Raw genomic sequence first — 23,829 nt, 5'->3', positions numbered from 1 at the left:
CTTTTCTAATCTGTCACTTGGTGTCCAGCTGATTTGATAGTAGAACCATTCATGTGTTTAACACGCGCAGCGATTTCCTTATGACGACCATTGACCATGGGGCGAGCTTGTGGGTTTCCAAGATAGCCACAGGTCCGTTTAACCACATCAACTGTTTTCGGATCGCTATTGCCACAATTAGGACAGGTGAAGCCCCGCTCGGTTGGCGTGAAGTCTCCTTCAAAGTCACACTTATAGCAACGGTCAATTGGGGTATTGGTTCCGAGATAACCAACCCTGTCATAAGCATAATCCCAAACTGCTTCAAGCGCTTTTGGATTTTGTTGGAGCACAGGGTATTCACAATAGTGGATGAAACCACCAGTCGCCCCAGCTTCTGGATAGACTTTTTCAAAATCCAGCTTCTCAAATGGGGTTGGGTTCTTGCGGACATCGTAGTGGAAACTATTGGTGTAGTATTCCTTGTCTGTGATATCCGGAACCTTCCCAAATTTCTCCGTATCCAGGCGACAGAAGCGGTCTGTCAAACTTTCTGATGGCGTCGAATAGATTGAGAAGTGGTAGTCATATTGGTCGGACCATTCTTCGACCCGTTTCTTCATATCCTTAATGATTTCGATTGTAAATTGTTTGGCTTCTGGATTTTCTTCCCAATTTGGACCATAAAAGACAGTCGCTACTTCATACAATCCAATATAGCCGAGTGAAATGGTTGCTCTGCGATGACGGAAGAGCTGGTCTACCTGGGCATATTTACCCAAACGCTTCCCAAAAGCGCCATATTGGTAGAGAATTGGGGCATTGGCTGGAGTCGCTTCCTTGGTCCGCTCTACCCGATAGATCAAAGCATCTTCCGCGATGTTCATCCGCTCATTAAAAATTTCCCAGAACTTTTCTTTATTCCCTTCTGACTCCAAGGCAATCCGAGGGAGATTGACTGTCACAACCCCTAGGTTCATCCGACCAGAATTGACTTCCACACCATTTTCATCCTTCCAACCTTGAAGGAAAGAACGACATCCCATGGGCACCTTGAAGGAGCCCGTCAACTCAACAATTTTGTCATAAGACAAAACGTCTGGATACATGCGTTTGGTCGCACATTCCAAGGCCAACTGCTTGATGTCGTAGTTGGGACTACCTGGTTCTAAGTTGAGGCCTCTTTTTAAACTAAAAATCAACTTAGGGAAAATAGCGGTCCGGTGTTCTGAACCAAGTCCTTTGATTCGAATTTCCAGAATGGCCTTTTGAATTTCCCGTTCGAAGCGATTGGTTCCAAGCCCAAAGCCCAGCGAAGTAAAGGGCGTTTGCCCATTTGAGGTAAAGAGGGTATTGATCTCGTACTCCAAGGATTGCATGGCATCATAGATATCTTTTTGAGTCTTGCTCCAAGCATAGTCCTCGCGTTTTTCAGGGAGAACCCACTCCTCTGCATCTTTCAAGTGCTTCTGATAATTCTTTTCTGCATAAGGAGCCAAGACTTCGTCGATCCGGTCAGCTGAGCAACCGCCATACTGGCTAGAGGCTACATTGGCAATGATTTGCGAGATCTGTGCCGTTGCAGTTTGGATGGACTTGGGACTTTCTACTTCTGCATTCCCAATCTTAAAACCATTGCGCAGCATGCCTTCAAAATCGATCAAACAACAGTTGGTCATCGGAGTGTAAGGGCTATAGTCCAAATCATGGTAGTGGATATCCCCTTTTTGGTGGGCATTGGCTACGTGTTTGGGCAACATTTTAAGACCAATAGACTTGCCGACAATTCCTGCTGTCAAATCGCGCTGGGTATTAAAAACATCGCTGTCCTTATTGGCATTTTCATTAACGACAGCTTGGTCCTTGTTGAGGAGCTTGCCGATGGTAAAGTTGATATCCGTTGCCTTTGAGCGCTCAAAATCACGCTGCGTGCGATAGGTAATATAGCTCTCGGCAATCGCATATTCATTGGCTTGCAACAACTCATGCTCAACGACATTTTGAATCTCGTAAATTTTTACGCCACGAGGGAAGCGTTCCAAAATTTCAGCCACAATCCGGTCTGTTACGGTTTCTAATTTCGCTTCCAAGGCCGGAGTGAGACCGGTCACTTCTTCTGTCGCTTTGACCAAAGCACGGTAAATTTTATCGACATCAAACTTGACCTTCCGCCCATCTCTCTTTTCTACAAAGAGTTGGGGGAGACTTTGGATATGCTCTTCTCGTAACGTTATCATAAGCTCGCCCACTTTCTTTTTTATACAAATAGAATTCACTCCATATTATATCACTCAAAAATAAAAAATCAATATCTTGTGTCAAAAAATGTCATTTCATTTTCAAACCACAAGATATTGATAGTCTATTTATATTGGTACAAGGTGTAATGCGAACCCTGCTGGTTCACTTTTTCATAACTTTGGGTTAAAACCTTTTGCATAGCAGACGTTACATCTAGGTCCTTATTGACCACAATAAACTTCGGCTTGTCTTGCTTAATCTGATTCGTCAGATTAGTTCGGTTTTCCTTCGGCCCCAGATAGGCTGTCGGAGTTAGAAGGGCTGAAGCGGCCAAGCGACCACTTTCCTGATAGAGATGGGCCGTCTGATCCCAAGCATATATGGTATCCTTGGAATCACTATGACTCTTGATATAGTGGGCAATCGTACTTCGTTCACTCGCTAGGTTGTTTTGGAGAACCAATTGATTCACAACTGGATACCCAACTAAATAACCTATTGCTAAGATCGGTAGGAAGGCTTGACTGGAGAAATAAAGCTCCCAGATAGAATTATTCTTCATCTTCCGGCGCTGATAAGTGGACTCATCCCCGGCAAACCAAAGAGCGAATAAGGGAAGACCAAAAGGTAACAAGCTAAGGAACTGATAGGCCCCTTGCTCTGGTGTACCAACCACAATTGCAACAACTAGCGGAAGACCAAACCAACTCATAAACCGGATCAAACGTTGACCACTTGTCGATACTTTTCGGAAGGACATGACGAAAGCTGAAGCAAAACCAAGCGTTAACAGCAATAAACAGTAATAAACTAAGTTGGCAAATAGGTGCCCCGCATCAAACTGGAGGGAGCGAAGACTATACAAGGTCTGATGAATCGCATATCCAAAAGAGCCGTTCCACACGGTGATGTAGCCTAAGGGATAAAAGACAAGAGAGAAACCCAAGAGGGCAGCAAGGAATTGATAGAAGCCGTGGGCAAATTTCTTTTGCTTCACATGATAGGCTGTCAATCCAAGAAAAGCAAGCAGATAAAAAATCACACTCAGCCATGGCACCATCATAAAGGCCAAACAGGCTCCTGCGCCATAAGCGACAAAGGATTCATCTGTTTTCTCACCCTCTAGATAAGCGAGAATGAAATTCATAGAGCCAAATAGGAAGGGCAGGGCGTAAAAGACAGCGTAATTGCCGCCAAATCCAAGCACTCCAGCAAGAAGGTAGAAGAGTAGCTGAACTTGTCCTGCAATTTTTTCACTTGCAACTAAGCTTCTGACCATCCGATACAGGCTCGTCCCAGCAAAAAAGTAGGCTAAAATCTGGAAGACCACCAGGAGAACTTGACCTCCTACCAAACTTCCTAAAGCGCTGATTCCGTAGTAGAGCAAACCATTGACCCCAAAGAAATGACCATAGGGAACTTGACCTTGAGACATTGCCCAACCGGCATATAAGTCCTGGGTTTGTTGATTGGTCGCCAGTAAGTTGATAAAAGGAAGGGCTACATGAACCAGCCCAAGTAGGACACTAAAAGCAATTGGTAGTGACAAGGGAACTGGTCGCTTAGTGGCGTAGCGCCCCAACGACTTTTCATCTTCTTGGTCTTCTAACGACTCTTCTACATCCTCTTGGTCTTTCGATCTCGCTTCAACCTTCTCTTTGCGACGATGACCAGATCGTGATAGGCGACTTAGAGTTCCGGCCGAAGCTTCTGTTTCCATCGCTTCTCCAGCAACCTGGCTCTCTTCCTGGTTCTGCTCTGATTCCACCGGTTGACTAGCTGTCAAAACTTCTTCTTCCCGACTAATCGATTGTTCCAATACCTTTCGTAGCTCTTGAGTATTTTGAAAACTGGACCCGACACTTAAGCCAAGTTTATGCGATTCTTTTTCTTTCTCACTCATACTTTGTTTTTCCTTTACTAGACTTGCAAGTGCTTGAGAGCACATGCATACCCTACTAGTATATCAAAAATGGACCCAACTGTCAGCTTTCTCCACAAGGAGAAAATAGAGGACAGACAAAAAAGACAGACTATTTTTTACTTAAAATAGCTAGATAATTTTTCAAAAAATTGACTTCTATTACTTTGAGTCATTTAAGAATCTCTGAAACTTTCCGCTGTGAGAAAAATGCTTGAAACACCATTTTTTCAAGTACTCGGGAGTTTTGGGAGTAAAACAGTTTGGGAAACTGTTTTAGCCTGAGCCCGGAAATTAAAGAGCGAGGGGGTTCAAAACGAATTGAACACAGGCTGCGGATTGTGTCAAAAAGATAAGTTCTCCTAGAATCTAAAGATTCTGCGTCAAACTTCCTATTTTGACTTTATCCGCAGACGCCCTTTGTATCTTAATAAGTCAGCGAACTTCTACGAAGTTCGCTGACGTCCGTACTCACCTAAGGAAAGTTTCTAAGAATTTTTCCTTCAATCTGAGACCAATACCTTCTCGGCATCCGTCTTTTCTTTTTATAGTTGATTCAAAATAGTTTGAAAATCATTTTTTACTTCTTCGATGGACGTGGTCACTTCCTGGCGAGTCTGGTTGTTTTTGACAGTGATTTGCCCACTTTCAACCTCACTACCACCTAAAGCAATGATAGTTTTGGCCCCAAAGACGTCAGCTGACTTGAACTGAGCCTTCAACTTACGGCCTAGGTAATCACGTTCTGCGACAAAGCCTTGACGACGAAGGGCCTGAACCAATTCCAAAGCGGCTACTTCTGCTTCTGAGCCCAACACAGCAATGTAGACATCCAATGACGTCTCAACAGGAAGCTCAACTCCCTGTTTATCGAGGATCAACAAGAGACGCTCGAGTCCCATCCCAAAACCGAAACCTGGCGTTGCTGGTCCACCAAAATATTCTACCAAGCCATCGTAACGACCACCCGCACAAACGGTCAACTCATTCCCATCTACTTCTGTCACGAACTCAAAAATAGTGTGGTTGTAGTAGTCTAGGCCACGTACCATATTGGTATCGATGACATAGTCAATTCCGAGACCGTCTAGCATAGCCCGTACGGCATCAAAGTGTGCCTGGCTTTCTTCGTCCAAGTAGTCTAGGATAGATGGAGCATTCTCAACCGCTTGCTTGTCTTCTTTTTCTTTTGAGTCCAAGACGCGGAGCGGATTTTCCTCTAGACGACGTTGACTATCTTTTGAAAGTTGGTCCTTCATTGGAAGGAGATAGTCGATCAAAGCTTGGCGATAAGCTGCCCGACTGGCTGTGCTACCTAGGGTATTCAAGTGAAGGACGACATTTTCAATGCCAATTTCTTTGAAGAATTGGTCAGCCATGGCAATCGTCTCAACGTCTGTTGCAGGATTGCTAGATCCAAAACACTCTACACCAATCTGGTGGAATTGACGCAAACGGCCAGCCTGAGGACGCTCATAGCGGAACATAGGACCGATATAATAAACCTTGCTTGGCTTTTGAACTTCTGGTGCAAAGAGTTTATTTTCAACATAGGAGCGGACCACTGGTGCTGTCCCTTCCGGACGCAACGTGATGTGACGGTCTCCCTTATCATAGAAGTCGTACATCTCCTTGGTCACGATATCCGTTGTATCCCCTACCGAACGACTAATGACCTCGTAATGCTCAAAAATCGGTGTGCGGATCTCTGCGTAATTGTATTTTTTAAAGGTTTCGCGAGCAAATCCTTCTACATATTGCCACTTAGCGGATTCCTGTGGCAGGATATCTTGGGTTCCTTTTGGTTTTTGTAATTTCATAGACACCACTCCTTTGCTTGCTTTGTACTATTTATTCTATCACAATTTCTAGTCCGTGACAGCGCTCAAGCAATAAAATCAGCCTACAAGCCCATCGGGAATAGAAAAAGGGAACTTCTCCAGCCCCATAAAAATCGAGCCCGCATCACATGCAAGACTCGATTTCTTTCGTTGCTTTACTTTCAACTATCTTATAAGATATTTTCATATTGTTCGCGAACTTCTTGAGGCCAGACGCTGGTTTGGACTTCTCCGATATGTTTCTTACGAAGCAAGAACATGGCCATCCGTGATTGACCGATCCCACCTCCGATAGTTAGTGGAAAGAGTCCATTCAAGAGCGCACGGTGCCACTCCAATTCCAAACGATCTTGATCTCCTGTAATAGCAACCTGGCGCTTGAGGGTGTCTTCATCAACCCGAATCCCCATAGAAGATAATTCGAATGCCGCCCCTAAGTTATCATTCCAAACAAGGATATCCCCATTTAAGCCCTTGTAGCCATTTTCAGTTTCTGTTGTCCAGTCGTCATAGTCTGGTGCCCGTCCATCATGCGGCTTGCCATCTGATAAGACGCCACCGATCCCAATCAAAAAGACGGCTCCATATTCTTTAGTGATAGCATTTTCCCGTTCTTTCGGCGTCAAGTCAGGATAACGCTCTACCAACTCTTCTGTGTGGATAAAGGTGATTTGCTTCGGCAGGATTGATTCAATATCATAGCGAGCTTCGACAGCTAACTCCGTTAGACGAATGGCCTTGTAGATTTTTTCAACCGTTTCCTTCAAGTAAGCTAGGTTACGGCTCCCATTTGGAATGACCTTTTCCCAGTCCCATTGGTCAACATAAACTGAGTGGGTCGCATCCAAAGAATCTTCATCTGGACGAAGGGCCTTCATATGGACGAAGAGACCTTCCCCTTCCCCAAAGCCAAATCGCGCTAAGGTATGACGCTTCCATTTTGCAAGGGAATGAACAACTTCATAGGTCTCGTTAGGAATTTGTAAGACCTTTACAGAGACAGGGTTTTCCACTCCGGATAGGTTGTCCTGCATCCCATCTCCTACCTTGCTCAAGATTGGACCTTGAACCTCAACGACTTCTAGTTTGTCTTTCAAATATTGAGTAAACGTTGTTTTTACAAATGAAATTTCTTCTTGTTGGTGAATAAAACTCTTCTTCATAGAGACTCCCTTTAAATAGTATGATTTTGATTATACGCTTTTTTAGAGAAAAAGCAATACTTACCGTTTTCGACAATTTATTTAAGAGTCAATTCCAATTATCTGATATTTGATGCACAACACATTAAGATATTTCTACTATTTAATTTAAATAATCAAAGTTATAGTATTGAAATCTGGTATGCCTTGTGATATAATTCACTACATAGGATTGTTTTATAACTAAAAACTTTAGGAAGGAGAATCTTTAAATAATTTTCAAAAAGTCCTATAACGTGTACTTGACACAAACAATGATTTTAAAAATTTAGGAGATATATTGGAAAAAATGAAAAGAATTTTTAAGGGACAACTGCCTAAGCTTCTATTTATTGCGTTTTTACCGTTACTACTAATTCTCATCACTCCAAAAAAAGTGGTGCAAGCAGCTGATGTTAGCAATAATGTCAGCTCATTAACTGTTTCATCAAACGAATTGTATAACGGAGGCCAAACAACTGTTAAATTCACTTTTGACGAGCATGCTCAAAAAATTAAGTCAGGAGATACCCTCCAAGTAACTTGGCCAGATTCAGGAACAATTCATGGAGCTGGATTTAAGAAAACCATTAAATTAACGATTGAAGGTACGTATGTAGGAGATATGGTAATCACTGATGGAGAAGCCAAAGTGACCTTTAATGACGGAATCACAAATCTTGAAAACATTCGTGGTTGGGGGGAGTTTGAAATCGAAGCCCACAACGAAACAAATACTGAGAAAGAACACACTGGTAGTTTTCGTATCACGAGTGGGACAAAAACTGTAGAGATTTCCGTCAAGAAAGTAGCTACTGGAAAGTCCTCTGCACCATTTTACTTAAAGGCCGGGGACATGAAAGCTAACGATCCCGATCATATTCTATGGAGCTTAAATATCAATAATATGAAGGTGGATGTTGATGATGAAGTACGCGTTGAAGATCAAATTCAGCCAGGCCACACTTTAAAAACAGATAGTTGGATGATTATCGTAACAGGTAAAAAGTCGGGTTACTATAGTGGATCTGATGCGATTACAAACTTCTTAAAGGATTTCCCTAATGCTCAATTTACTGCAGATGCGCAAACTGGAAAAATTTCAATTAAAATTCCTCAAGAAGACGCCGTACTAACAGGTTTCACAGTTATATATAAAACAAAAGTAACAAATCCTGATCAAGCTAAATTTGAAAACCATAGCCAAGCCTGGTATCGTATAAAAGGCGAAGCAGCTGTTGTGGCCATAGAAAAGAATTCTTCTGTATCAAATATTCGAGCAGATGGTGGTGTTGATGGTGATAAAACTACAACCACTACAACTCCGGAACCAACTACCACAACAACTACAACAACCACAGAGGAACCTACAACTACAACGACTACAACAACCACAGAGGAACCTACAACCACAACGACTACAACAACCACAGAGGAACCTACAACTACAACGACTACAACAACCACAGAGGAACCTACAACCACAACGACTACAACAACCACAGAGGAACCTACAACCACAACGACTACAACAACCACAGAGGAACCTACAACTACAACGACTACAACAACCACAGAGGAACCTACAACCACAACAACCACTTCATCAAGCGAAGAAGAAACCACAACAACTACTACAGTAAGTGAAGACGCAACTACAACAACTACTACAGTAAGTGAAGATACAACTACAACAACTACAACAGGAAATCCTGGCGGAAAACGTGGTACAACCACCACAACAACTACAACACCAGGAAACCCTGGCGGAAATGGAGATGGTAACGGTGGTGGACGCAAAGTTCTTCTCCCAAGTACAGGTGAAGTCGTAGCGACTGGCCTAGTATTCTCAGGAGTACTTGTCCTATCAGGTGCTATTGTAATGAAACGTAAAATGTCTAATAACTAGCGGTCTGTATTTTAACTTACTAATTTATCTTAAAGTTTGACAAAAGGTTTTAAAAGGATTTACTTCTAATTTAGAGGTAAATCCTTTTTCTAATCCTTAACTCTTTAAAATAAACTTCAAAATTATTTGCTCCACTCTAATATATGCATCTCTATTAAAATTGGATATATAGCTCACCTCATCAATTTATGCTATATTTTGATATGATTTTATAATATACAAACATATTTTGGGTTGATACATTGTTTTATTTGTGATATAATTCACTTTGTAGAAAATATATTTGATTTCAAATCCCAACAGGAGCTTGCATATTAAACAATATTTCCTACAAAGTTATGTAGTAGCTGTGTGTCTTATAAACGATTATTTTATTTACACTCTTCCTTAATAAAAGTGTAAATAAACGATTTTTTATAAAACGCCCAATTTTATGAAAAAGGAAAGTAAAAATGGACAAAAAGAAAAAGTTTAGTATTTTCTCATTTTTGATCTTTGTATTGACAACTATTTTCGTATTTAGTTTGAATAAAACTTTTGCTGAAACTCCTGAGGTTTCAGTGTCTGGAAAATTTGTTGATACAATCCAAAATGTTAAAGTATCAAATAACGAAGGCGGAGTTCTCGACTGGGACTTACAACAGTGGGCAACCTTCCGAATCAACGCTGATTTTGATTTGTCTGGAAAAAATGTTAAAGCAGGAGATTCAACTGTAGTTACTGTTCCAGATGCTTTGATGATTACTTCAAGTTCGTTTCCAATTAAAGATTTAAATACGAATGAAGTTATCGCAAATGCTAAAGTAAACCCAGATAATAAATCCATTACAATTACCTATACGGATTATGTTGAAAAACACTCAGATACAAGCGGATCATTCTTCTTTTACGCTCGTATCGATTTCAAAAAACACCCTCAAAAAGGTGAGGTTCCAATAGAAATCACCGTTAATAAGGAAACAAAAATTGCTGGTAAAGTTTCATTTACTGGTGTTGGCGACGGAAATCCTAGACTTTTAACAAAGACTAGTTGGGTAAACGCAGGGGACCAAAGGGAAATTCAATACACGATTTCTGTCAATCGTACAAAGCAAAATATTAAGAATGCCACACTCGAAGATCACTTACAATTTACGAATGCTTCTTACGAAAAAGATAGCATTAAAATTATTAAAGGTAAATTCTCTTATGATGCTGGTGAATGGGTATTCTCTGATAGAGTTGATGTAACAGACCAACATAAGATTACAATTAGCGAAGATGGTCAATCATTTGTTATCGATTTAGGTGATGTTACTGAAAATGACCAATATCGTATTGCTTATAATGTTCGTTTAAATTATGATCCTGCCGACGGAGAGGTCTTGAGAAATGAAGCAACTCTTAAAGGTCTAGGTATTGAAACCAAAAATGTAACGAATGCTGCTGCCGTTCAAATTCCTGGTGGTGCTGGTCTTGGTTATGTTTACTCAATCAATATTCATAAAGTCGATGATGCTAACCAACCACTTAAAGGTGCTAAATTTAGAGTTGTTCGTCAAGCTAATAATCAAGTTATCGGTGAGTTTGAATCAGACGAAAATGGTAATATTGCCGTTGGTAAACTGTTAAAAGATAAATATATCTTAACTGAAATTGAAGCCCCTTCAGGTCATATCATCAAAGAAGCCGATACTGTGGTTAATGTAGAAGATTTTGGAGCAGATCATTCGGTAACCAAAACGATTGTGAATCCGAAGGAAGAAACTACTACAATAACTACAACCACCACAACCACTACAACTACGACTACTGAAGAGCCGACTACAACTTCAACTACCACAACAACCGAAGAGCCGACTACAACTTCAACTACCACAACAACCGAAGAGCCGACTACAACTTCAACTACCACAACAACTGAAGAGCCGACTACAACTTCAACTACCACAACAACTGAAGAGCCGACTACAACTTCAACTACCACAACAACTGAAGAGCCGACTACAACTTCAACTACCACAACAACTGAAGAGTCGACTACAACTTCAACTACCACAACAACTGAAGAGCCGACTACAACTTCAACTACCACAACAACTGAAGAGCCGACTACAACTTCGACTACCACAACAACTGAAGAGCCGACTACAACTTCAACTACCACAACAACTGAAGAGCCGACTACAACTTCGACTACCACAACAACCGAAGAGCCGACTACAACTTCAACTACCACAACAACTGAAGAGCCGACTACAACTTCAACTACCACAACAACCAAAGAAGATACAACCACTTCAACCACTACAGGCGAAACAACTACAACTACAACTACTACAAGTGAAGAACCGACTACAACTTCAACGACTACTCCAACACCAACTCCGTCATCTTCAACAACTGAAGGTACCGGCGACGGCAAAGGTCGTAAGAAAGTTCTCCCAAGTACAGGTGAAGTCGCAGCTACTGGATTCATTGTCCTAGGAGCAATTGTTCTATCAGGTGCTATCTTATTGAAACGTAAACTTTCAAATCAATAAACCTGACTAAATCGAAACCTCTAGCTAATGGCTAGAGGTTTTTTGTCTTCTAAAACAACATTCCTACTGGCAACAGCATCTTCCTAGCAGGTCGTAAGGAGATTCAAGATGGACCTATTTAGATATTTTTCTAAATAGAGTTGACAAAATAATAGTGGAGTTGTACAATCTATTTAGAAAGATATCTAAATAGATTAGAGGAGATAGAGAATGAATTTTGCGCAAACATTTAAAGCTTTATCAAATCCGATAAGAAGAAGTATCTTAGAACTGCTAAAGGCGGGGAAATTATCTGCTGGTGATATCGTTGGCCACTTTGATGTAGCAGGACCGACCATTTCCCATCATTTAAGTATTCTCAAGCAGGCGGATTTAATTCGAGAAGAAAAAGAAAAGAATTTTATCTACTATGAACTCAATACTTCTGTCTTAGAAGATTTAATGGTCTGGCTCGTTGATTTGAAAGGAGATTCTACTGATGAAAATGAATAAAAAACTATTACTATTAACTTCTATTGTGATACTTTTCCCCATACTTTGGGGAGTGATGATTTGGTCGCAGCTGCCTAACCAAATCCCCATTCACTTCAACTTTGCAGGTCAGGCCAATAGCTTCTCATCGAAACTACTGGCTGTGATTGGTCTTCCTATTTTCCTTCTCTTGGTGCATCTGTTTGTGATTTTCGTAACCTCACGCGATCCTAAGAATCAAACTATGAATGAGAAAATGGGAAAAGTGATCTACTGGTTGACTCCAATCGTTTCCTTAAGTCTTTCCTATCTCATCTATAGTAAGGCGCTAGGCTCTACGACCAATCCTTCTATTTTTGTTTCTGCTTTGCTAGGTCTCATCTTTGTCATGATGGGCAATTATATGCCTAAGCTAAAAGTAAATCACACGGTTGGAATCCGCCTCCCTTGGACCTTACAGAGTGAAGATAACTGGCACAAAACCCATCGCTTGGCAGGAAAGTTGTGGGTCCTCGGAGGTTTGATCCTTCTACTTGACGCAGGCCTTCATTTCGCGCTTTCTTATGTGTTGGTGCTGGTCATCCTCGCCATTGTTCCCATTCCAATCCTGTATTCTTATCAAATAAGTCGGAAAAGTCGTTAGTATAACAAACGTAAAAACCAGTGGAAATCCGTGTTAGGGTAACTTCTACTGGTTTTTATAGTGCTTGATTTTATCGTTTTCTTAGCCAAAGCAAATTGAAAAAAGAACGCACTTATCGCGTATTGAATCGAACCAAGTGATGCCTAGTTTTGAGTTGATGGAGCATAGCAGGTTGGCATATATTTCGAAGAATTTCGATATATATGCCATTCTTACCACCACTCAGATAGAGAAGAAGTTATCTTATTAGCAGAAGGTAACAATGGTTACCAATCAAATGATAAATTATTGGAACTGAAGAATCAGAGTGTAGCTTAATTTTAAAATTTGGATTTAATAAAGAACACAGGATTTTAAAAAGGGAATTGGAATTTATGATTAAATAAAATATCCTAACAGTCCTATTAGTAAGAAAATAGTATTTTTTGATGGAATCAACGGATTCATCACTTGACCCTTCTATTAACAAGTTGTACACTATGAATATATGTCACAGTGTAGAGGTTATTAATATGAAGAGAGATATGGATTTATGTCGTTTAATACTTTTTAAAATTGAGAATGATTATAAATCAACTGCGTTGTTTAATTTAAAAATTGACGGATACGATATGGAGACCGTAACCTACCATTGCAATTTGTTGTTTGAAGCGGGGTTAATAAAAAGCTATGAACCAATTTATGCTAGTAATAGAATCTATCATTTTAGTGTTGGTGCTTTGACTTGGGAGGGGCATGATTTTCTAGATAAAATAAGAGAAAATACCATGTGGAATAGGACTAAGAATAGTATCAAAGAAAATGCTCTGCCTTTGACTTTGGAAGTAATTAAAAGTATAGCAACCAGTTTTATAAATGATCGGCTAAGTAAATAATTAGATGGCTCTTTATAAGAATAACAAATTTCCCCATTTCAAACAAACTATTTAAAATTTTTTGAAATTAATAAGCAATCAAAATCTTCTAAATGTTGATATAAAGCTATTTTTAGTCCAATTGAAACTCATACTTTCCAAACCAGGTCTTAAGAAAGCTCGTAAAGCATCACAATTATCAAAACGTTAATCAACACGCTTATATCAACGTTTACAGACATTTAAGAAATTTCTCTTGGATGTCTTTTTTTGTCTAGCTAAATTTTACAAATTGGGCAATTTAGGTTACTCAATAATATAAAAAAGATAAAAATTTAAAGTTCGAATTTTAATTTTAAAAAAAGTAATTATTATTGAATATCTGTTCAAACATTCTTTCTTTTCTAAGGTTAATATAAATATATATACTTTAAAAAAGGAAGTCAAACATCTTGCTCATAGATTTTTTGCATTTTTAAAAAATACATTTTGTCATATAATAATGTGGAAAATTGACGGATTCCTTAAACAATCATATAATATGAATATGTAAACCCTTACATACTATTCTACTTATACTTGATAAAATGCAAGTCCTTGAGGATCTATAAATATATAGACACTCTTCTATTTATAAAGTGAAATAAAGAATCACGGAGAAAGTTTATGGATATTAAAGAGACATTCAACCAGCTAGACAATACAAAATTTAATGATTTCAATAATCGCCTTGAAGGTTTTGAGAAACTTTTTAAAGACAAATATTATTTTACCCATCCCGAAGATTTTAGCTCAATCTTTAGCATTTTGGTAAAGTATGGAAAAAGTACAAGTAAATATATTTTATCGAAAGGAGAGATATATGAGTGAAATAGTTATTAATGCTCAGAATTTATCTAAAAATTTTTATAATTTTGATTCAAGACTCCCATTTATCAAGAGATTTTTGAAACGTAATCAAATAACGATTCGAGCTGTTCAAGATATTAGTTTTACGATTAAGAGAGGGAGTATAGTTGGCTTTATTGGGAGTAATGGAGCTGGTAAATCCACAACGATTAAAATGTTGACTGGGACTCTTTATCCTAGTTCCGGAAAATTAGAAGTGAATGGAGAAATTCCATTTAAAAGAAGTATAAATTTTAGAAAAAAAATTTCAATAGTAGTAGGAAATAAATTACAGTTATTTCAAGATGTTTCGGCTATAGATTATTTTCAATTGATTGGTACTTTATATGAGGTAGAACCGGCGATTTTACAAGAACGAATTCAGGAGTTAAGCAATTTGTTGAATGTAAAAGATCAGCTTTACCAGCAGGTCCGGACCCTCTCTCTTGGACAAAAAATGAAAATGGAGTTTATCGCGGCATCTTTAACAAGTCCGGAAATATTATTTTTAGACGAGCCTACTATAGGGTTAGATATACAGTCTAAAAAAGATATCAGAACATTTTTAAAGAAAATGAATGAAGAATGTCATACTACTATTATTTTAACGAGTCATGATATGGATGATATTTCGTCTGTTTGTGACGAATTAATCGTCATTGACAAAGGAAAAATTATTTTGCAGGAGTCAATGGATGTTATTTTATCTAAATTTTCTGATTTTAAATATTTAAAGATAAAAATGACATTAGATTTGGTACCAGAGTTATGCTCTGTTAAAGGAGTAGTAGTCATTTCTCAAACAAAATCGGAATGTATACTAAAAATACCTAGAGATTTTGTCTTTGAGACATTAGAATCAATCAATAAGCTTGTAGATATAGAAGATTTTGAAATATCAAATCTTTCTTTAGAAGAAATTATTTTACAAAACTATTTTACAAAAAAGGAGCACAATTGAAAAAAGAAATGTCTATTATTCTGATATCATTTCGATCTATTTTGAACTATAAATCAAGTGTACTATTGTTAATGTTACAGGCAAGTATACAAATTATGATATCAGTATTTTTATGGACGTATATATATCAGAGTAACCAGATAAATATAGCAGGATATGATTTTACCTCAATGGTTCAATACTATTTGGGGACTATAATTTTTTCATATTTTGTTTTTTATCCAGTTGATTGGGAAATCAATGACGATGTTCATTCAGGAAATTTTTTTAGCATATTAATAAAACCTGTTACTTTTTATAAGTATTATTTTTGTAAAATGCTTGGAGATAGGCTTGCTCATTTATTATTTATCATCATTCCTGTCATTTTATTCTCCAGTGTTTATTACAAGAATGAGTTATTAACCATTGAAATTCTTATTTTAGGAAGTATTGTAATTATTCTATCTATGGTTCTATGGTTTTTAATATCATGTTGTGTAGGTATGCTTTCTTTTTGGTTAGAAAATATATTTTTTGTCCTTACTGTTAAAGAAATAGTAATTCAGTTTTTATCAGGAATATTATTGCCTTTAAGTTTTTTTTCAAATAATTTTCGTCTGTTTTTAGATGTATTACCTTTTAAATACTTAGTATATGAACCGCTTCAGATGTTTAGTAATGATACATATAAATTAATAGACTATTTGAGAATTATTTGTATTCAATTGATTTGGTGCATCATTTTTTATATTATATCAAGATTCATATTGAGAAAAGGAGTGGAGCACTTCTCAAATGTGGGAGGATAAAATGTTTAGAATAAAAGTAATTTTTAGGCTACTTCATTTTGGTTTTAAATCTGATATGAATTTTCATTTTGACTTCTTTTGTGGTCTATTTTCGTCGATACTGTGGATTGGTTTACCTATTGTATTTTTTAGATTGATTTTCTTAAACATAGACTCTTTTAATGGTTGGGACTATTATCAAATTTTATTTTTGGTAGGTTCCTACACTATTGTAGATGGAGTTATGATGGGATTGTTAATTAGAAGTATGGGAATTTTAGAATCAGATATTTTGAGTGGTAACTTGGATCAAATTTTATTGAGGCCGTTTGATACTCAGTTGTTCTATATTTTTAGATCATTTAATTTAGTTCAATTCGTGAATACTTTTTTTGGTCTTGCGATTATTTTTATAAGTTATGGAAATTTAAATGTACATTTAAATTCATTAAAAATATTATTTTATATCCTTTCTTTAATGTGTGGTTGTATTATATATTATTCAATTTGGTTTCTAATAACGATTAGTTCATTTTGGTTCCCAACTAAATTTTCAAAAGTAGATGTATTTTTGAATTATATTGGAATTTCTAAGTATCCATATAATATTTTTACAGGTATTAACAGATTGATCACTATGTTATTTGTTCCCAATTTATTAATTGCCAATCCTGCAGTATTAATATTTTTAGGGAAAGATACATTGAACCTATTTTTCTATCAAATAGTTTTTACAGTTTTTTTGATTATTATCAGTCGTACAATTTTTAGAAAAGGATTGAAAAAATATGAAAGTGCAGGAAGATAAACAATGTTGTTCAGTTATATGTTTGACTAAAGGAAGTGATTCGCTGTACTTTGTTTTGTGGTCATTGAAACATCAGATAATTATAAACTATAATTTAAAGAATAGTATTATTAACTTATAGGTGCTAAGAAAAAAATTAAAGAAATTCCCTCATTCAATCAAACTTATTCATATTTTTTAAAATAAGAAAATAGTTGGATTTTGATGATGGTTGATATAAAGCTAAACTGAAAGTACCTGAAATCCAACTGTGCCAAACCAGGCTTGAAAAAGGCCCGTAAAGCGTCACAATTTAGTAAACGTTAAAACTTATTTACATTTATTAAAAGCATTTCGTATCAAAAATACGAGATGCTTTTTTCTAGCTTAATTTTACAAATTGGATTTTGAAGGACACCATGGACCTATTTTCAAGTTGATAACGACTACAAATTTGTTCTGGAGACCATGAAGATTGTAATCGCTCTTTAATTTCCTACTTCAATTCACAGGAGTCTAACTCGATTTTCTTCCCTTCTGCTTCGCCAATTGTTCATTGTGTGTTTGTGCTGCTTGTGCAGAGTAAGTGTCATTACCACACTTAATTCTCTTGAGAAGGTTGATTTGTGAACGCCTAATTTTCTAGCTATTTGGCAGGGTTTGAGACCTAATTCTAGGTAAGTCTCTATCTTAATTCGCTCAATTATGGTAATATGATGGTAGCTTATAGATTTCTCCCGTGTTCTGTTTAGTGTGGTTACTTACAGTTTACACGAGATTGGGCTCTATGAGTTTTTTGTTGCACTATATTTTACCATTTATCAAATATAAAAAAGTAAGCTCAGAAAATCTCTGATCTTATTCTCATATCTCTCCAAACAACTTCCGTAAAATTTTCGGTGTGATACGTTGTCCTGGCCCTACGTAAGTATAGGCGTGCAGGTACATGGCAGGATTGAAGTTGAGTTCGATACAGGTGCAATTTGGTAGCTCCTTACTAGCAGGCTTGGTGTAGTCTGGGATAATCAAATCGACTCCACAGGCCCAAGCCCCCATAGCAGTCGCCATATCGGCAGCTAGTTGTTTGTAACTCTCGCCCATCTGGTCAGTCATGTCAATGGAGTCGCCTCCAGTTGAGATATTAGAATTACCACGCAGAAAGGTTTGGCTACCTTTAGGCAAGACTGTATCAGGTGTGTAACCCTGCTGTTCCAACATGAGTAATTCAATATCACCCAGATTGATGATTTCAAGAGGTGAGCGATGGTCGCGACCACGCAGAGGGTCTTGGTTTTTCTTTTCGACTAATTCTCGGATGCTTGAGCTTCCGTCGCCTACGACATTGGCCGCAACGCGGAGCACGACAGCCTCGCATTTTCCATCCAAGATAAAGAAACGGTACTCGGTCCCTGCCACAAACTCCTCGACTAGCACATGGCTATCTTCCGAAAAGGCGATGTCTAGGGCTTTTTCATAGCCAGAAAGGCTTGTTGACTCTTGGAAGATGGAAATGCCCAGACCGAAGTTGGTGGATTTGGGTTTGACAACAATAGCAGAGTTGGCTATTTGTCCGTAGTACCGCAAGGCATCGTCCTTGTTAGCAAATTCTGCTCCCGCAGGTACTGGAAAACCAGCCTTGTCCAAAATCTTTTTGGTCACAACCTTATTAGCCATGGCCAGTGGAATTACGTAGTTATCTTTGGATGTCATGTTGCTATTTTTAATGTACTCCACATGGTCACCATGCCAGAGTTTGAGAAATTGGTCTTCCTCATCTAAAATTTCTACGTTCAAGCCCAGCTGAATGGCGTCAAAGAGAATCATTTGGGTGGAGAGTTCCATGTTTTCATAGCCTTTGAGGGCATAAGGTGCTGTCCAAGCATAGTCATGAAAGGCTTGTCCTTGTTGTTGGCCAAATTTTTCAAGGGACCCTTCTTCAACCTGCTCTGCTATTTTTCCAGAAAGGGTCAAACGTGGATCAAGAAGAGAGGCCTCCACCTTAGTGATAAGCTGGCTATAATAGTCATCCAGTCCAAAGTGAGCGACGATGTCCTTCATGGCTGTCACGATAGGTTTAGGGTCAGCCTCTTTAGGAAGTGGTGTGTGGGGATGGCTGAGAGCGATTTGGTTGTTGAGAGTAGCAGCTACTGCCAATTCTTCGTCGACTTGCTCCATGTCGTCTAGCCACAAGAGTGCGAGTGCAAAGAGGTGGGTGGTGTCTAGTGTTTCTTGGCTGATTGCCAGTGGCTCAAAGGGGTTGAGGTCAAAGTTGCGGAACTCTAGATAGGAGATGCCCTTAGTCAAAAAGTCCCGGCTAGTCTTAGCACCGCGTAAACGGATGGCAGAGTAAAATTCTTTTTCAGAGGACAGTTGCCCAGATCCAACAGCGTTTTCGATGTCGGTCACGTATTGCTCCAGTGAAGAGAAGGAAATGTGAACATCGGGGGCATTGACATAGCCGTAGTTGGAGTTACGAATCGACCGCACGCAACCAATTTCATCTGTCAAAAACCCTTTTTCTGCTAGCGGGCTGCTCCGTAAAGGTAGGTCAAGAGCCAGCGATAACACAAGAAGTTCTGAGCTAACTTGAGATAGAGGGCATTCTTGAAGGTCAGTAAATCGTCATAGTCACTGACTTCAAAGAGCTGCTGGGTCAGATCTTTGCCGAGTTCAAAATTATAGTGAATTCCAGATATGGACTGGAGCAATTTGCCGTAGCGTTCTGCCAAACCAACTCGGTATTGATACTCGTAGTCACTTTCCAACTGGGCAATCTGAATCTCTTCTTCTACAATCACAGGTGGCATGGATAAAGGCCAAAGATATTCTGACTTATCCATTGAGCGAATAGCCACATCGGTGATGGCCCCGAGGAAGCGACGAGCTTCCGTGGTCGACTGTGCTACCGGTGTAATGAGCTCTAGTTGAGGTTCGCTATAATCTGTCTGGATATAGGGATGGAAACTGCGAGAACCCAATTTTTCAGGGTGTGGCGTTTGAGCGACACGGCCTTCAGTATTGATTCGTAGAGATTCGCGCTCCAGACCAAAGGTAGCTTGTAAGATGGGAGTATTTGGGGATAATTTTTGAAATACGTTTGATAGGTTCATGATTGGGCCTCGAAATAACTAGTTTCTCTATTATTTTATCAGTTTGTTAAATAAACTCAACTTTCTGCTACGGAGATGGAGAAGGAAATGCTCGGACGAATTGACTATTTACTTGCATTAAATATAAGCAAAAGCATTAGTAGAAGTATTGAAACTACACCTAATAGTTTTTTCCCCACACTCAATCTCTCATTTCTGTCTTTTTTTCGTAGACAGTTATAAAGTCGATCAGAATAAACCTTGTAAGTGTATAAGTTAATTCTTACAGACCTAAACTATTCCCCTATTTAAAAAATAATGATTCATATTTTATGAAATTAATTAGTAGATATAGTTCTGAAAAGCCGTTATATTACGCTGTTTTTAGTCCAACTGAAATCCATACTTTCCAAACCAGGCTTGAAAAAAGCTCGTAAAGCATCACAATTTAGTAAACGTTAAAACTTATTTAAACTTATTGAAAGCATTTCGTATCAAAAATACGGGATGCTTTTTCTGTTCACCCCAAATTTTTGTAACTAGGTGATACTTGAAATTAATACAAATTTGGTTGTTTTTGATAAATCTAAGCAACACTAAATGATGAAGTGAAAGGGGATGAATCTTTGATAGTATTCATTTATTGTGAAATATGATATATTTATTAATTAGATGGATGAATACTTCTAGAGTTAAATATAGCATAATAGGGACAGACTTTTTGGTTTATTTTTGTTTGTAGTCGGATTATGAAAGAATATCCAATATTATGCGATAAGATAGAATGTTACAAAAAAGAAAGGGGATGCAATCCGATGAAGAAAGACAGATTAATTGTATTGACAGATGCTGTTCTAGCAATTATTATGACCATCTTGATTTTAGAGTTAGAAAAACCAACAACACCAAGTCTTGAAGCTTTTTGGGATTTACGGCAAAATTTCTTTGCTTGTTTTCTTTCCTTTTTCTGGTTGGGATCGTTATGGATGGCACTAAACACATTATGGGAAAAGGTTGAGAAAATTTCCTCAGAAATTATTTGGTGGAATTTGTTTCTACTCTTGGAGCGGCAGGAGTTCTCTTTGGAGAATTTCATGCCATCCAAGATACCAGTCTGAATGATGTGGTGGACCGGATCTATATAAATGTCAAGGATTTACCGTTTCAGTCCTTGGGAGCTTTAGCTAATATCCTGTCTGATGTTAAGAAGGGACTGATTCAAGACAGTCATATCTGGTCTTTCTTCCAGTCATTTTTCAAACAATATCAGTTGATAATCAGCTTAAATCAGATCTATCAGTTTGTCTATCTTTCTCTGATGGAGATCATGTCCTATCTTCACTTTGATTATTGGAAAAAACGGCTCGGTCAGGAGCTAGTATGAATAAGGAGAACAAATGAGACGTTTAAAAATGTTATGGCATATTATACAGGTTACGGGTTTTACTCGGTTTGCTCTGAGTTTTGTGACCTTTGTTTTTGGGTCAGGAGGCGTGCTTTTCCTAGTTGAACCTGCTATCACAAATTACGGAGACGGTCTTTGGTATGCTTTTGTGACTTCGACGACTGTCGGCTACGGGGATCTCCTAGCTGTGACCTTGATTGGAAGGATTACCAGTGTCTTCTTGACGATTTATGGGCTCATATTTTTTGGCTGTTTATCAGCTGTTATTATTAATTATTATACCGATTTAAATAAGGAAAGAGGAGAGGACAAATGACTGCCAATTATTCAACACGGGAATACCGTGAGAAATTATACGATGACCTTCATGTTCGATTGAGAGATACAGCGATTTTGATGTGTGCAATTTTTATTGCCTCTATCGGTCTAAATATGAATTCAACAGCTGTTATTATTGGAGCCATGTTAATTTCACCTCTCATGACACCGATTGTTGGACTGGGATTCGGTTTAGCTATTTTTGATACGCGTTTAATCAAGCAATCTCTAGAGGTTTTATTGACTCAAGTGTTGGTCAGTTTGCTTGTCTCGACTCTGTATTTCTGGATTTCTCCCTTGTCTTATGCAAGTAGCGAGTTGATCGCACGAACCTCTCCAACCATTTGGGATGTTCTCATTGCTATTGCTGGTGGGATTGCTGGTGTGATCGGTTCAAGGAAAAAAGAAGCAAACAATATCGTGCCAGGAGTAGCCATTGCTACAGCTTTGATGCCGCCTATCTGTACTGCTGGCTATGGTTTAGCTAATGGGAATGTACGATTTTTATTGGGGGCTCTCTATCTTTTCTTGATCAACTGTGTCTTTATCATGCTAGCCAACATTGTTGGAACAAGAATTTTGATGAGAAAATCTCCTTTAACTTCATTTAAAGAGCTGAGCATTAAAATGAGAATTGGCTTGATTTCTTTGATTGTATTGTTGATTTTTCCAGCTAGCTATTCGGCAGTTACTCTGACAATAGAACAAGCGCGCAAAGAAGGGATCAAACAGTTTGTAGGAAAAGAGTTCGCCAATTATACGGTTATTAATCAAGTCTACAAGTCAAGTAACAATGAATTGGTCTTGACGGTTGTTGGAGATCCGATTTCAGAAGAAGAATTAGAAACACTCCACCAAAAACAAGCCTCTTACGGTATTCAATCTGTTCAATTGAAAGTGAATCAAGTTCAGAACTCGCCAACATTAGATAGTGAAGCGACCAAGGAATTTTATGAAAACATTGACAAGTATATTGATCAAAAACTCTCTGAAAAAGATTCACAAAACGATCTCGTAAAAGAAAATGAAGCAGACAAGGATTGAGGACAATGAACTGAATCGGTTTTTACGCCGTGTTTTTCTTGTATCTTCCTCTTTCTTACTTATAGCAGGTTGTTTTTGCTTGAATAAGAAATAAATTAGAAGTTCTATCATCTAAGAAAAATGATGAAAAAAATCATTTAACTAATGGTGTGAACGTTTAGTGTTTATCAGCTCCATTCTCTGTAATTTTGGGGGTAAAATCCACACCATTTAGATAAAATTAGTTGAATTTGATTGGAAAAACGCTTTTATAAAAGCGGAGAAAAGTCTTGATATTACGCTGTTTTTAGTCCAACTGAAATTCATACTTTCCAAACCAGGTCATACGATCTGTGAGAAAAAGAACACATAACAAAAAGAGGAGCTTCACAATAAAGTTCCTCTTCTTTTATATATCCGAATCATTATTCTTATTTCAAAAAAGGTAGTGAAAAAGGTAGTGATTCGGTTGATTTATATTGCAATGTAGTGAAATTTAGAATTTCAAGAATCGCTTAAAATCAAGGTTTCTAACATCTATTGACGTGTAGTGAACCCCTATTTCACCTCTGTAAACACAACGTGTTTGCGAAGTTTTGGTGAGTATTTCTTCAATTGAAGACGGTCTGGAGTGTTACGTTTGTTTTTAGAAGTAAGGTACAAGCGTTCACCAGATTCTTTGTGTTCAAGTGTAATATTTACGCGCATGGTATCTCCCTTCTATTATTCAGCTGATGCAGCTTTAGCGATCTTACGTCCTTTGTAGTATCCTTTAAGTGATACACGGTGTGAACGTGAGTAATCTCCAGTTGCTTCGTCAAAGTTTACAGATGGAGCTGTTACTTTGTAGTGCGTACGACGTTTGTTTTTCTTCGCTTTTGATGTGCGACGTGCAGGTACTGCCATTTCGTTTTTCTCCTTTTAAGGTATAAATTCAATTAGGTTTGATTTTCATCAACTTTAACAGTATAACAAAACTTTTTTGTAAAGTAAAGTTACTTGACAAAAAATTGTTAAAAAAATCTC

19 protein-coding genes and 2 pseudogenes are annotated in these 23,829 nt (G+C 38.1%); 13 read left to right on the top strand and 8 right to left on the bottom strand.

Features of this window, described 5'->3' with window-relative positions; translation table 11 throughout:
- Positions 1–5: 5 nt before the first annotated feature.
- From nrdD to asnA, 4 genes are all read right to left on the bottom strand, one after another.
- A complete protein-coding gene (gene nrdD, locus H8S88_RS09135; RefSeq protein WP_048690589.1) occupies positions 6–2,216 on the bottom strand; it encodes an anaerobic ribonucleoside-triphosphate reductase in 2,211 nt (736 codons plus the stop codon).
- Positions 2,217–2,341: 125 nt separating this feature from the next.
- On the bottom strand, positions 2,342–4,123 hold the full coding sequence (locus H8S88_RS09130; RefSeq protein WP_048690591.1) for a heme transporter CcmD: 1,782 nt from the start codon (positions 4,121–4,123) through the stop codon (positions 2,342–2,344).
- 563 nt (positions 4,124–4,686) lie between these two features.
- Positions 4,687–5,961: a histidine--tRNA ligase gene (hisS, locus tag H8S88_RS09125; RefSeq protein ID WP_125336256.1), complete on the bottom strand. Its 1,275-nt coding sequence runs from the start codon at positions 5,959–5,961 to the stop codon at positions 4,687–4,689.
- 191 nt (positions 5,962–6,152) lie between these two features.
- Entirely contained in the window at positions 6,153–7,145 is a 993-nt protein-coding gene (gene asnA / locus H8S88_RS09120) for an aspartate--ammonia ligase (protein ID WP_048692049.1), read from the bottom strand.
- 328 nt (positions 7,146–7,473) lie between these two features.
- Here asnA and H8S88_RS09115 point away from each other — a divergent pair, with 328 nt between their 5' ends.
- From H8S88_RS09115 to H8S88_RS09075, 9 genes are all read left to right on the top strand, one after another.
- Complete coding sequence (locus H8S88_RS09115; protein ID WP_236128272.1) at positions 7,474–9,072, top strand: LPXTG cell wall anchor domain-containing protein; 1,599 nt, start codon at positions 7,474–7,476, stop codon at positions 9,070–9,072.
- Positions 9,073–9,524: 452 nt separating this feature from the next.
- Positions 9,525–11,594 (top strand): LPXTG cell wall anchor domain-containing protein, encoded by a 2,070-nt coding sequence (locus H8S88_RS09110; RefSeq protein ID WP_236128271.1) that lies wholly within the window; start codon positions 9,525–9,527, stop codon positions 11,592–11,594.
- A 210-nt stretch (positions 11,595–11,804) separates the two neighbouring features.
- Positions 11,805–12,086 (top strand): autorepressor SdpR family transcription factor, encoded by a 282-nt coding sequence (locus H8S88_RS09105; RefSeq protein WP_048690681.1) that lies wholly within the window; start codon positions 11,805–11,807, stop codon positions 12,084–12,086.
- Positions 12,073–12,708: an SdpI family protein gene (locus H8S88_RS09100; protein WP_048690684.1), complete on the top strand. Its 636-nt coding sequence runs from the start codon at positions 12,073–12,075 to the stop codon at positions 12,706–12,708. Before H8S88_RS09105 ends, H8S88_RS09100 begins: the two co-directional genes overlap by 14 nt.
- Before the next feature lie 512 nt (positions 12,709–13,220).
- Complete coding sequence (locus tag H8S88_RS09095) at positions 13,221–13,583, top strand: DUF2513 domain-containing protein (protein ID WP_236128269.1); 363 nt, start codon at positions 13,221–13,223, stop codon at positions 13,581–13,583.
- 645 nt (positions 13,584–14,228) lie between these two features.
- Positions 14,229–14,432 carry a hypothetical protein gene (locus H8S88_RS09090; RefSeq protein WP_003010127.1) on the top strand — a complete coding sequence of 68 codons (204 nt, stop codon included), beginning with the start codon at positions 14,229–14,231 and terminating at the stop codon, positions 14,430–14,432.
- Positions 14,425–15,411: an ABC transporter ATP-binding protein gene (locus H8S88_RS09085; protein ID WP_048690691.1), complete on the top strand. Its 987-nt coding sequence runs from the start codon at positions 14,425–14,427 to the stop codon at positions 15,409–15,411. The genes H8S88_RS09090 and H8S88_RS09085 overlap by 8 nt, the downstream gene beginning before the upstream one ends.
- Positions 15,408–16,202: an ABC transporter permease gene (locus H8S88_RS09080; RefSeq protein WP_236128268.1), complete on the top strand. Its 795-nt coding sequence runs from the start codon at positions 15,408–15,410 to the stop codon at positions 16,200–16,202. The genes H8S88_RS09085 and H8S88_RS09080 overlap by 4 nt, the downstream gene beginning before the upstream one ends.
- A gap of 1 nt (position 16,203) precedes the next feature.
- Positions 16,204–16,989 (top strand): ABC transporter permease, encoded by a 786-nt coding sequence (locus H8S88_RS09075; RefSeq protein WP_003013947.1) that lies wholly within the window; start codon positions 16,204–16,206, stop codon positions 16,987–16,989.
- A 385-nt stretch (positions 16,990–17,374) separates the two neighbouring features.
- Here H8S88_RS09075 and H8S88_RS09910 read toward each other — a convergent pair.
- Positions 17,375–17,696: pseudogene (locus tag H8S88_RS09910) on the bottom strand (transposase); the annotation flags it as partial.
- 136 nt (positions 17,697–17,832) lie between these two features.
- A pseudogene (gshAB, locus tag H8S88_RS09065) lies at positions 17,833–20,078 on the bottom strand (bifunctional glutamate--cysteine ligase GshA/glutathione synthetase GshB).
- Positions 20,079–20,872: 794 nt separating this feature from the next.
- Here gshAB and H8S88_RS09060 point away from each other — a divergent pair.
- From H8S88_RS09060 to H8S88_RS09045, 4 genes are read left to right on the top strand one after another with little or no spacing between them, the layout of a single operon-like run.
- Positions 20,873–21,175 carry a TMEM175 family protein gene (locus tag H8S88_RS09060; protein ID WP_004240734.1) on the top strand — a complete coding sequence of 101 codons (303 nt, stop codon included), beginning with the start codon at positions 20,873–20,875 and terminating at the stop codon, positions 21,173–21,175.
- Positions 21,100–21,441 (top strand): hypothetical protein, encoded by a 342-nt coding sequence (locus H8S88_RS09055; RefSeq protein ID WP_000397556.1) that lies wholly within the window; start codon positions 21,100–21,102, stop codon positions 21,439–21,441. Before H8S88_RS09060 ends, H8S88_RS09055 begins: the two co-directional genes overlap by 76 nt.
- A 13-nt stretch (positions 21,442–21,454) precedes the next feature.
- Positions 21,455–21,778: a potassium channel family protein gene (locus H8S88_RS09050; RefSeq protein ID WP_001253404.1), complete on the top strand. Its 324-nt coding sequence runs from the start codon at positions 21,455–21,457 to the stop codon at positions 21,776–21,778.
- Entirely contained in the window at positions 21,775–22,824 is a 1,050-nt protein-coding gene (locus H8S88_RS09045) for a DUF389 domain-containing protein (protein WP_125336219.1), read from the top strand. The genes H8S88_RS09050 and H8S88_RS09045 overlap by 4 nt, the downstream gene beginning before the upstream one ends.
- A 537-nt stretch (positions 22,825–23,361) precedes the next feature.
- On the opposite strand, the gene rpmG is transcribed toward H8S88_RS09045, so the two are convergent.
- Positions 23,362–23,511, bottom strand: coding sequence for a 50S ribosomal protein L33 (gene rpmG, locus H8S88_RS09040; RefSeq protein WP_001265622.1), 150 nt, complete (start codon positions 23,509–23,511; stop codon positions 23,362–23,364).
- Between the two features lie 15 nt (positions 23,512–23,526).
- A complete protein-coding gene (gene rpmF, locus H8S88_RS09035; RefSeq protein ID WP_003009516.1) occupies positions 23,527–23,709 on the bottom strand; it encodes a 50S ribosomal protein L32 in 183 nt (60 codons plus the stop codon).
- Positions 23,710–23,829: the final 120 nt, after the last annotated feature.

This window comes from Streptococcus sp. GS001, assembly GCF_021595565.1.
Lineage (GTDB): Bacteria > Bacillota > Bacilli > Lactobacillales > Streptococcaceae > Streptococcus > Streptococcus xiaochunlingii.
This window is presented reverse-complemented; position numbering and strand designations above follow the sequence as displayed.

What these genes read in the sequence shown, in the direction of transcription:
- rpmG (WP_001265622.1), bottom strand. Translation starts at nt 23,511, where the DNA reads ATGCGCGTAAATATTACACTTGAACACAAAGAATCTGGTGAACGCTTG.
- H8S88_RS09060 (WP_004240734.1), top strand. Translation starts at nt 20,873, where the DNA reads ATGAAGAAAGACAGATTAATTGTATTGACAGATGCTGTTCTAGCAATT.
- H8S88_RS09095 (WP_236128269.1), top strand. Translation starts at nt 13,221, where the DNA reads ATGAAGAGAGATATGGATTTATGTCGTTTAATACTTTTTAAAATTGAG.
- H8S88_RS09050 (WP_001253404.1), top strand. Translation starts at nt 21,455, where the DNA reads ATGAGACGTTTAAAAATGTTATGGCATATTATACAGGTTACGGGTTTT.
- H8S88_RS09115 (WP_236128272.1), top strand. Translation starts at nt 7,474, where the DNA reads ATGAAAAGAATTTTTAAGGGACAACTGCCTAAGCTTCTATTTATTGCG.
- asnA (WP_048692049.1), bottom strand. Translation starts at nt 7,145, where the DNA reads ATGAAGAAGAGTTTTATTCACCAACAAGAAGAAATTTCATTTGTAAAA.
- H8S88_RS09105 (WP_048690681.1), top strand. Translation starts at nt 11,805, where the DNA reads ATGAATTTTGCGCAAACATTTAAAGCTTTATCAAATCCGATAAGAAGA.
- H8S88_RS09090 (WP_003010127.1), top strand. Translation starts at nt 14,229, where the DNA reads ATGGATATTAAAGAGACATTCAACCAGCTAGACAATACAAAATTTAAT.
- H8S88_RS09110 (WP_236128271.1), top strand. Translation starts at nt 9,525, where the DNA reads ATGGACAAAAAGAAAAAGTTTAGTATTTTCTCATTTTTGATCTTTGTA.
- nrdD (WP_048690589.1), bottom strand. Translation starts at nt 2,216, where the DNA reads ATGATAACGTTACGAGAAGAGCATATCCAAAGTCTCCCCCAACTCTTT.
- H8S88_RS09045 (WP_125336219.1), top strand. Translation starts at nt 21,775, where the DNA reads ATGACTGCCAATTATTCAACACGGGAATACCGTGAGAAATTATACGAT.
- rpmF (WP_003009516.1), bottom strand. Translation starts at nt 23,709, where the DNA reads ATGGCAGTACCTGCACGTCGCACATCAAAAGCGAAGAAAAACAAACGT.
- H8S88_RS09130 (WP_048690591.1), bottom strand. Translation starts at nt 4,123, where the DNA reads ATGAGTGAGAAAGAAAAAGAATCGCATAAACTTGGCTTAAGTGTCGGG.
- H8S88_RS09085 (WP_048690691.1), top strand. Translation starts at nt 14,425, where the DNA reads ATGAGTGAAATAGTTATTAATGCTCAGAATTTATCTAAAAATTTTTAT.
- hisS (WP_125336256.1), bottom strand. Translation starts at nt 5,961, where the DNA reads ATGAAATTACAAAAACCAAAAGGAACCCAAGATATCCTGCCACAGGAA.
- H8S88_RS09100 (WP_048690684.1), top strand. Translation starts at nt 12,073, where the DNA reads ATGAAAATGAATAAAAAACTATTACTATTAACTTCTATTGTGATACTT.
- H8S88_RS09075 (WP_003013947.1), top strand. Translation starts at nt 16,204, where the DNA reads ATGTTTAGAATAAAAGTAATTTTTAGGCTACTTCATTTTGGTTTTAAA.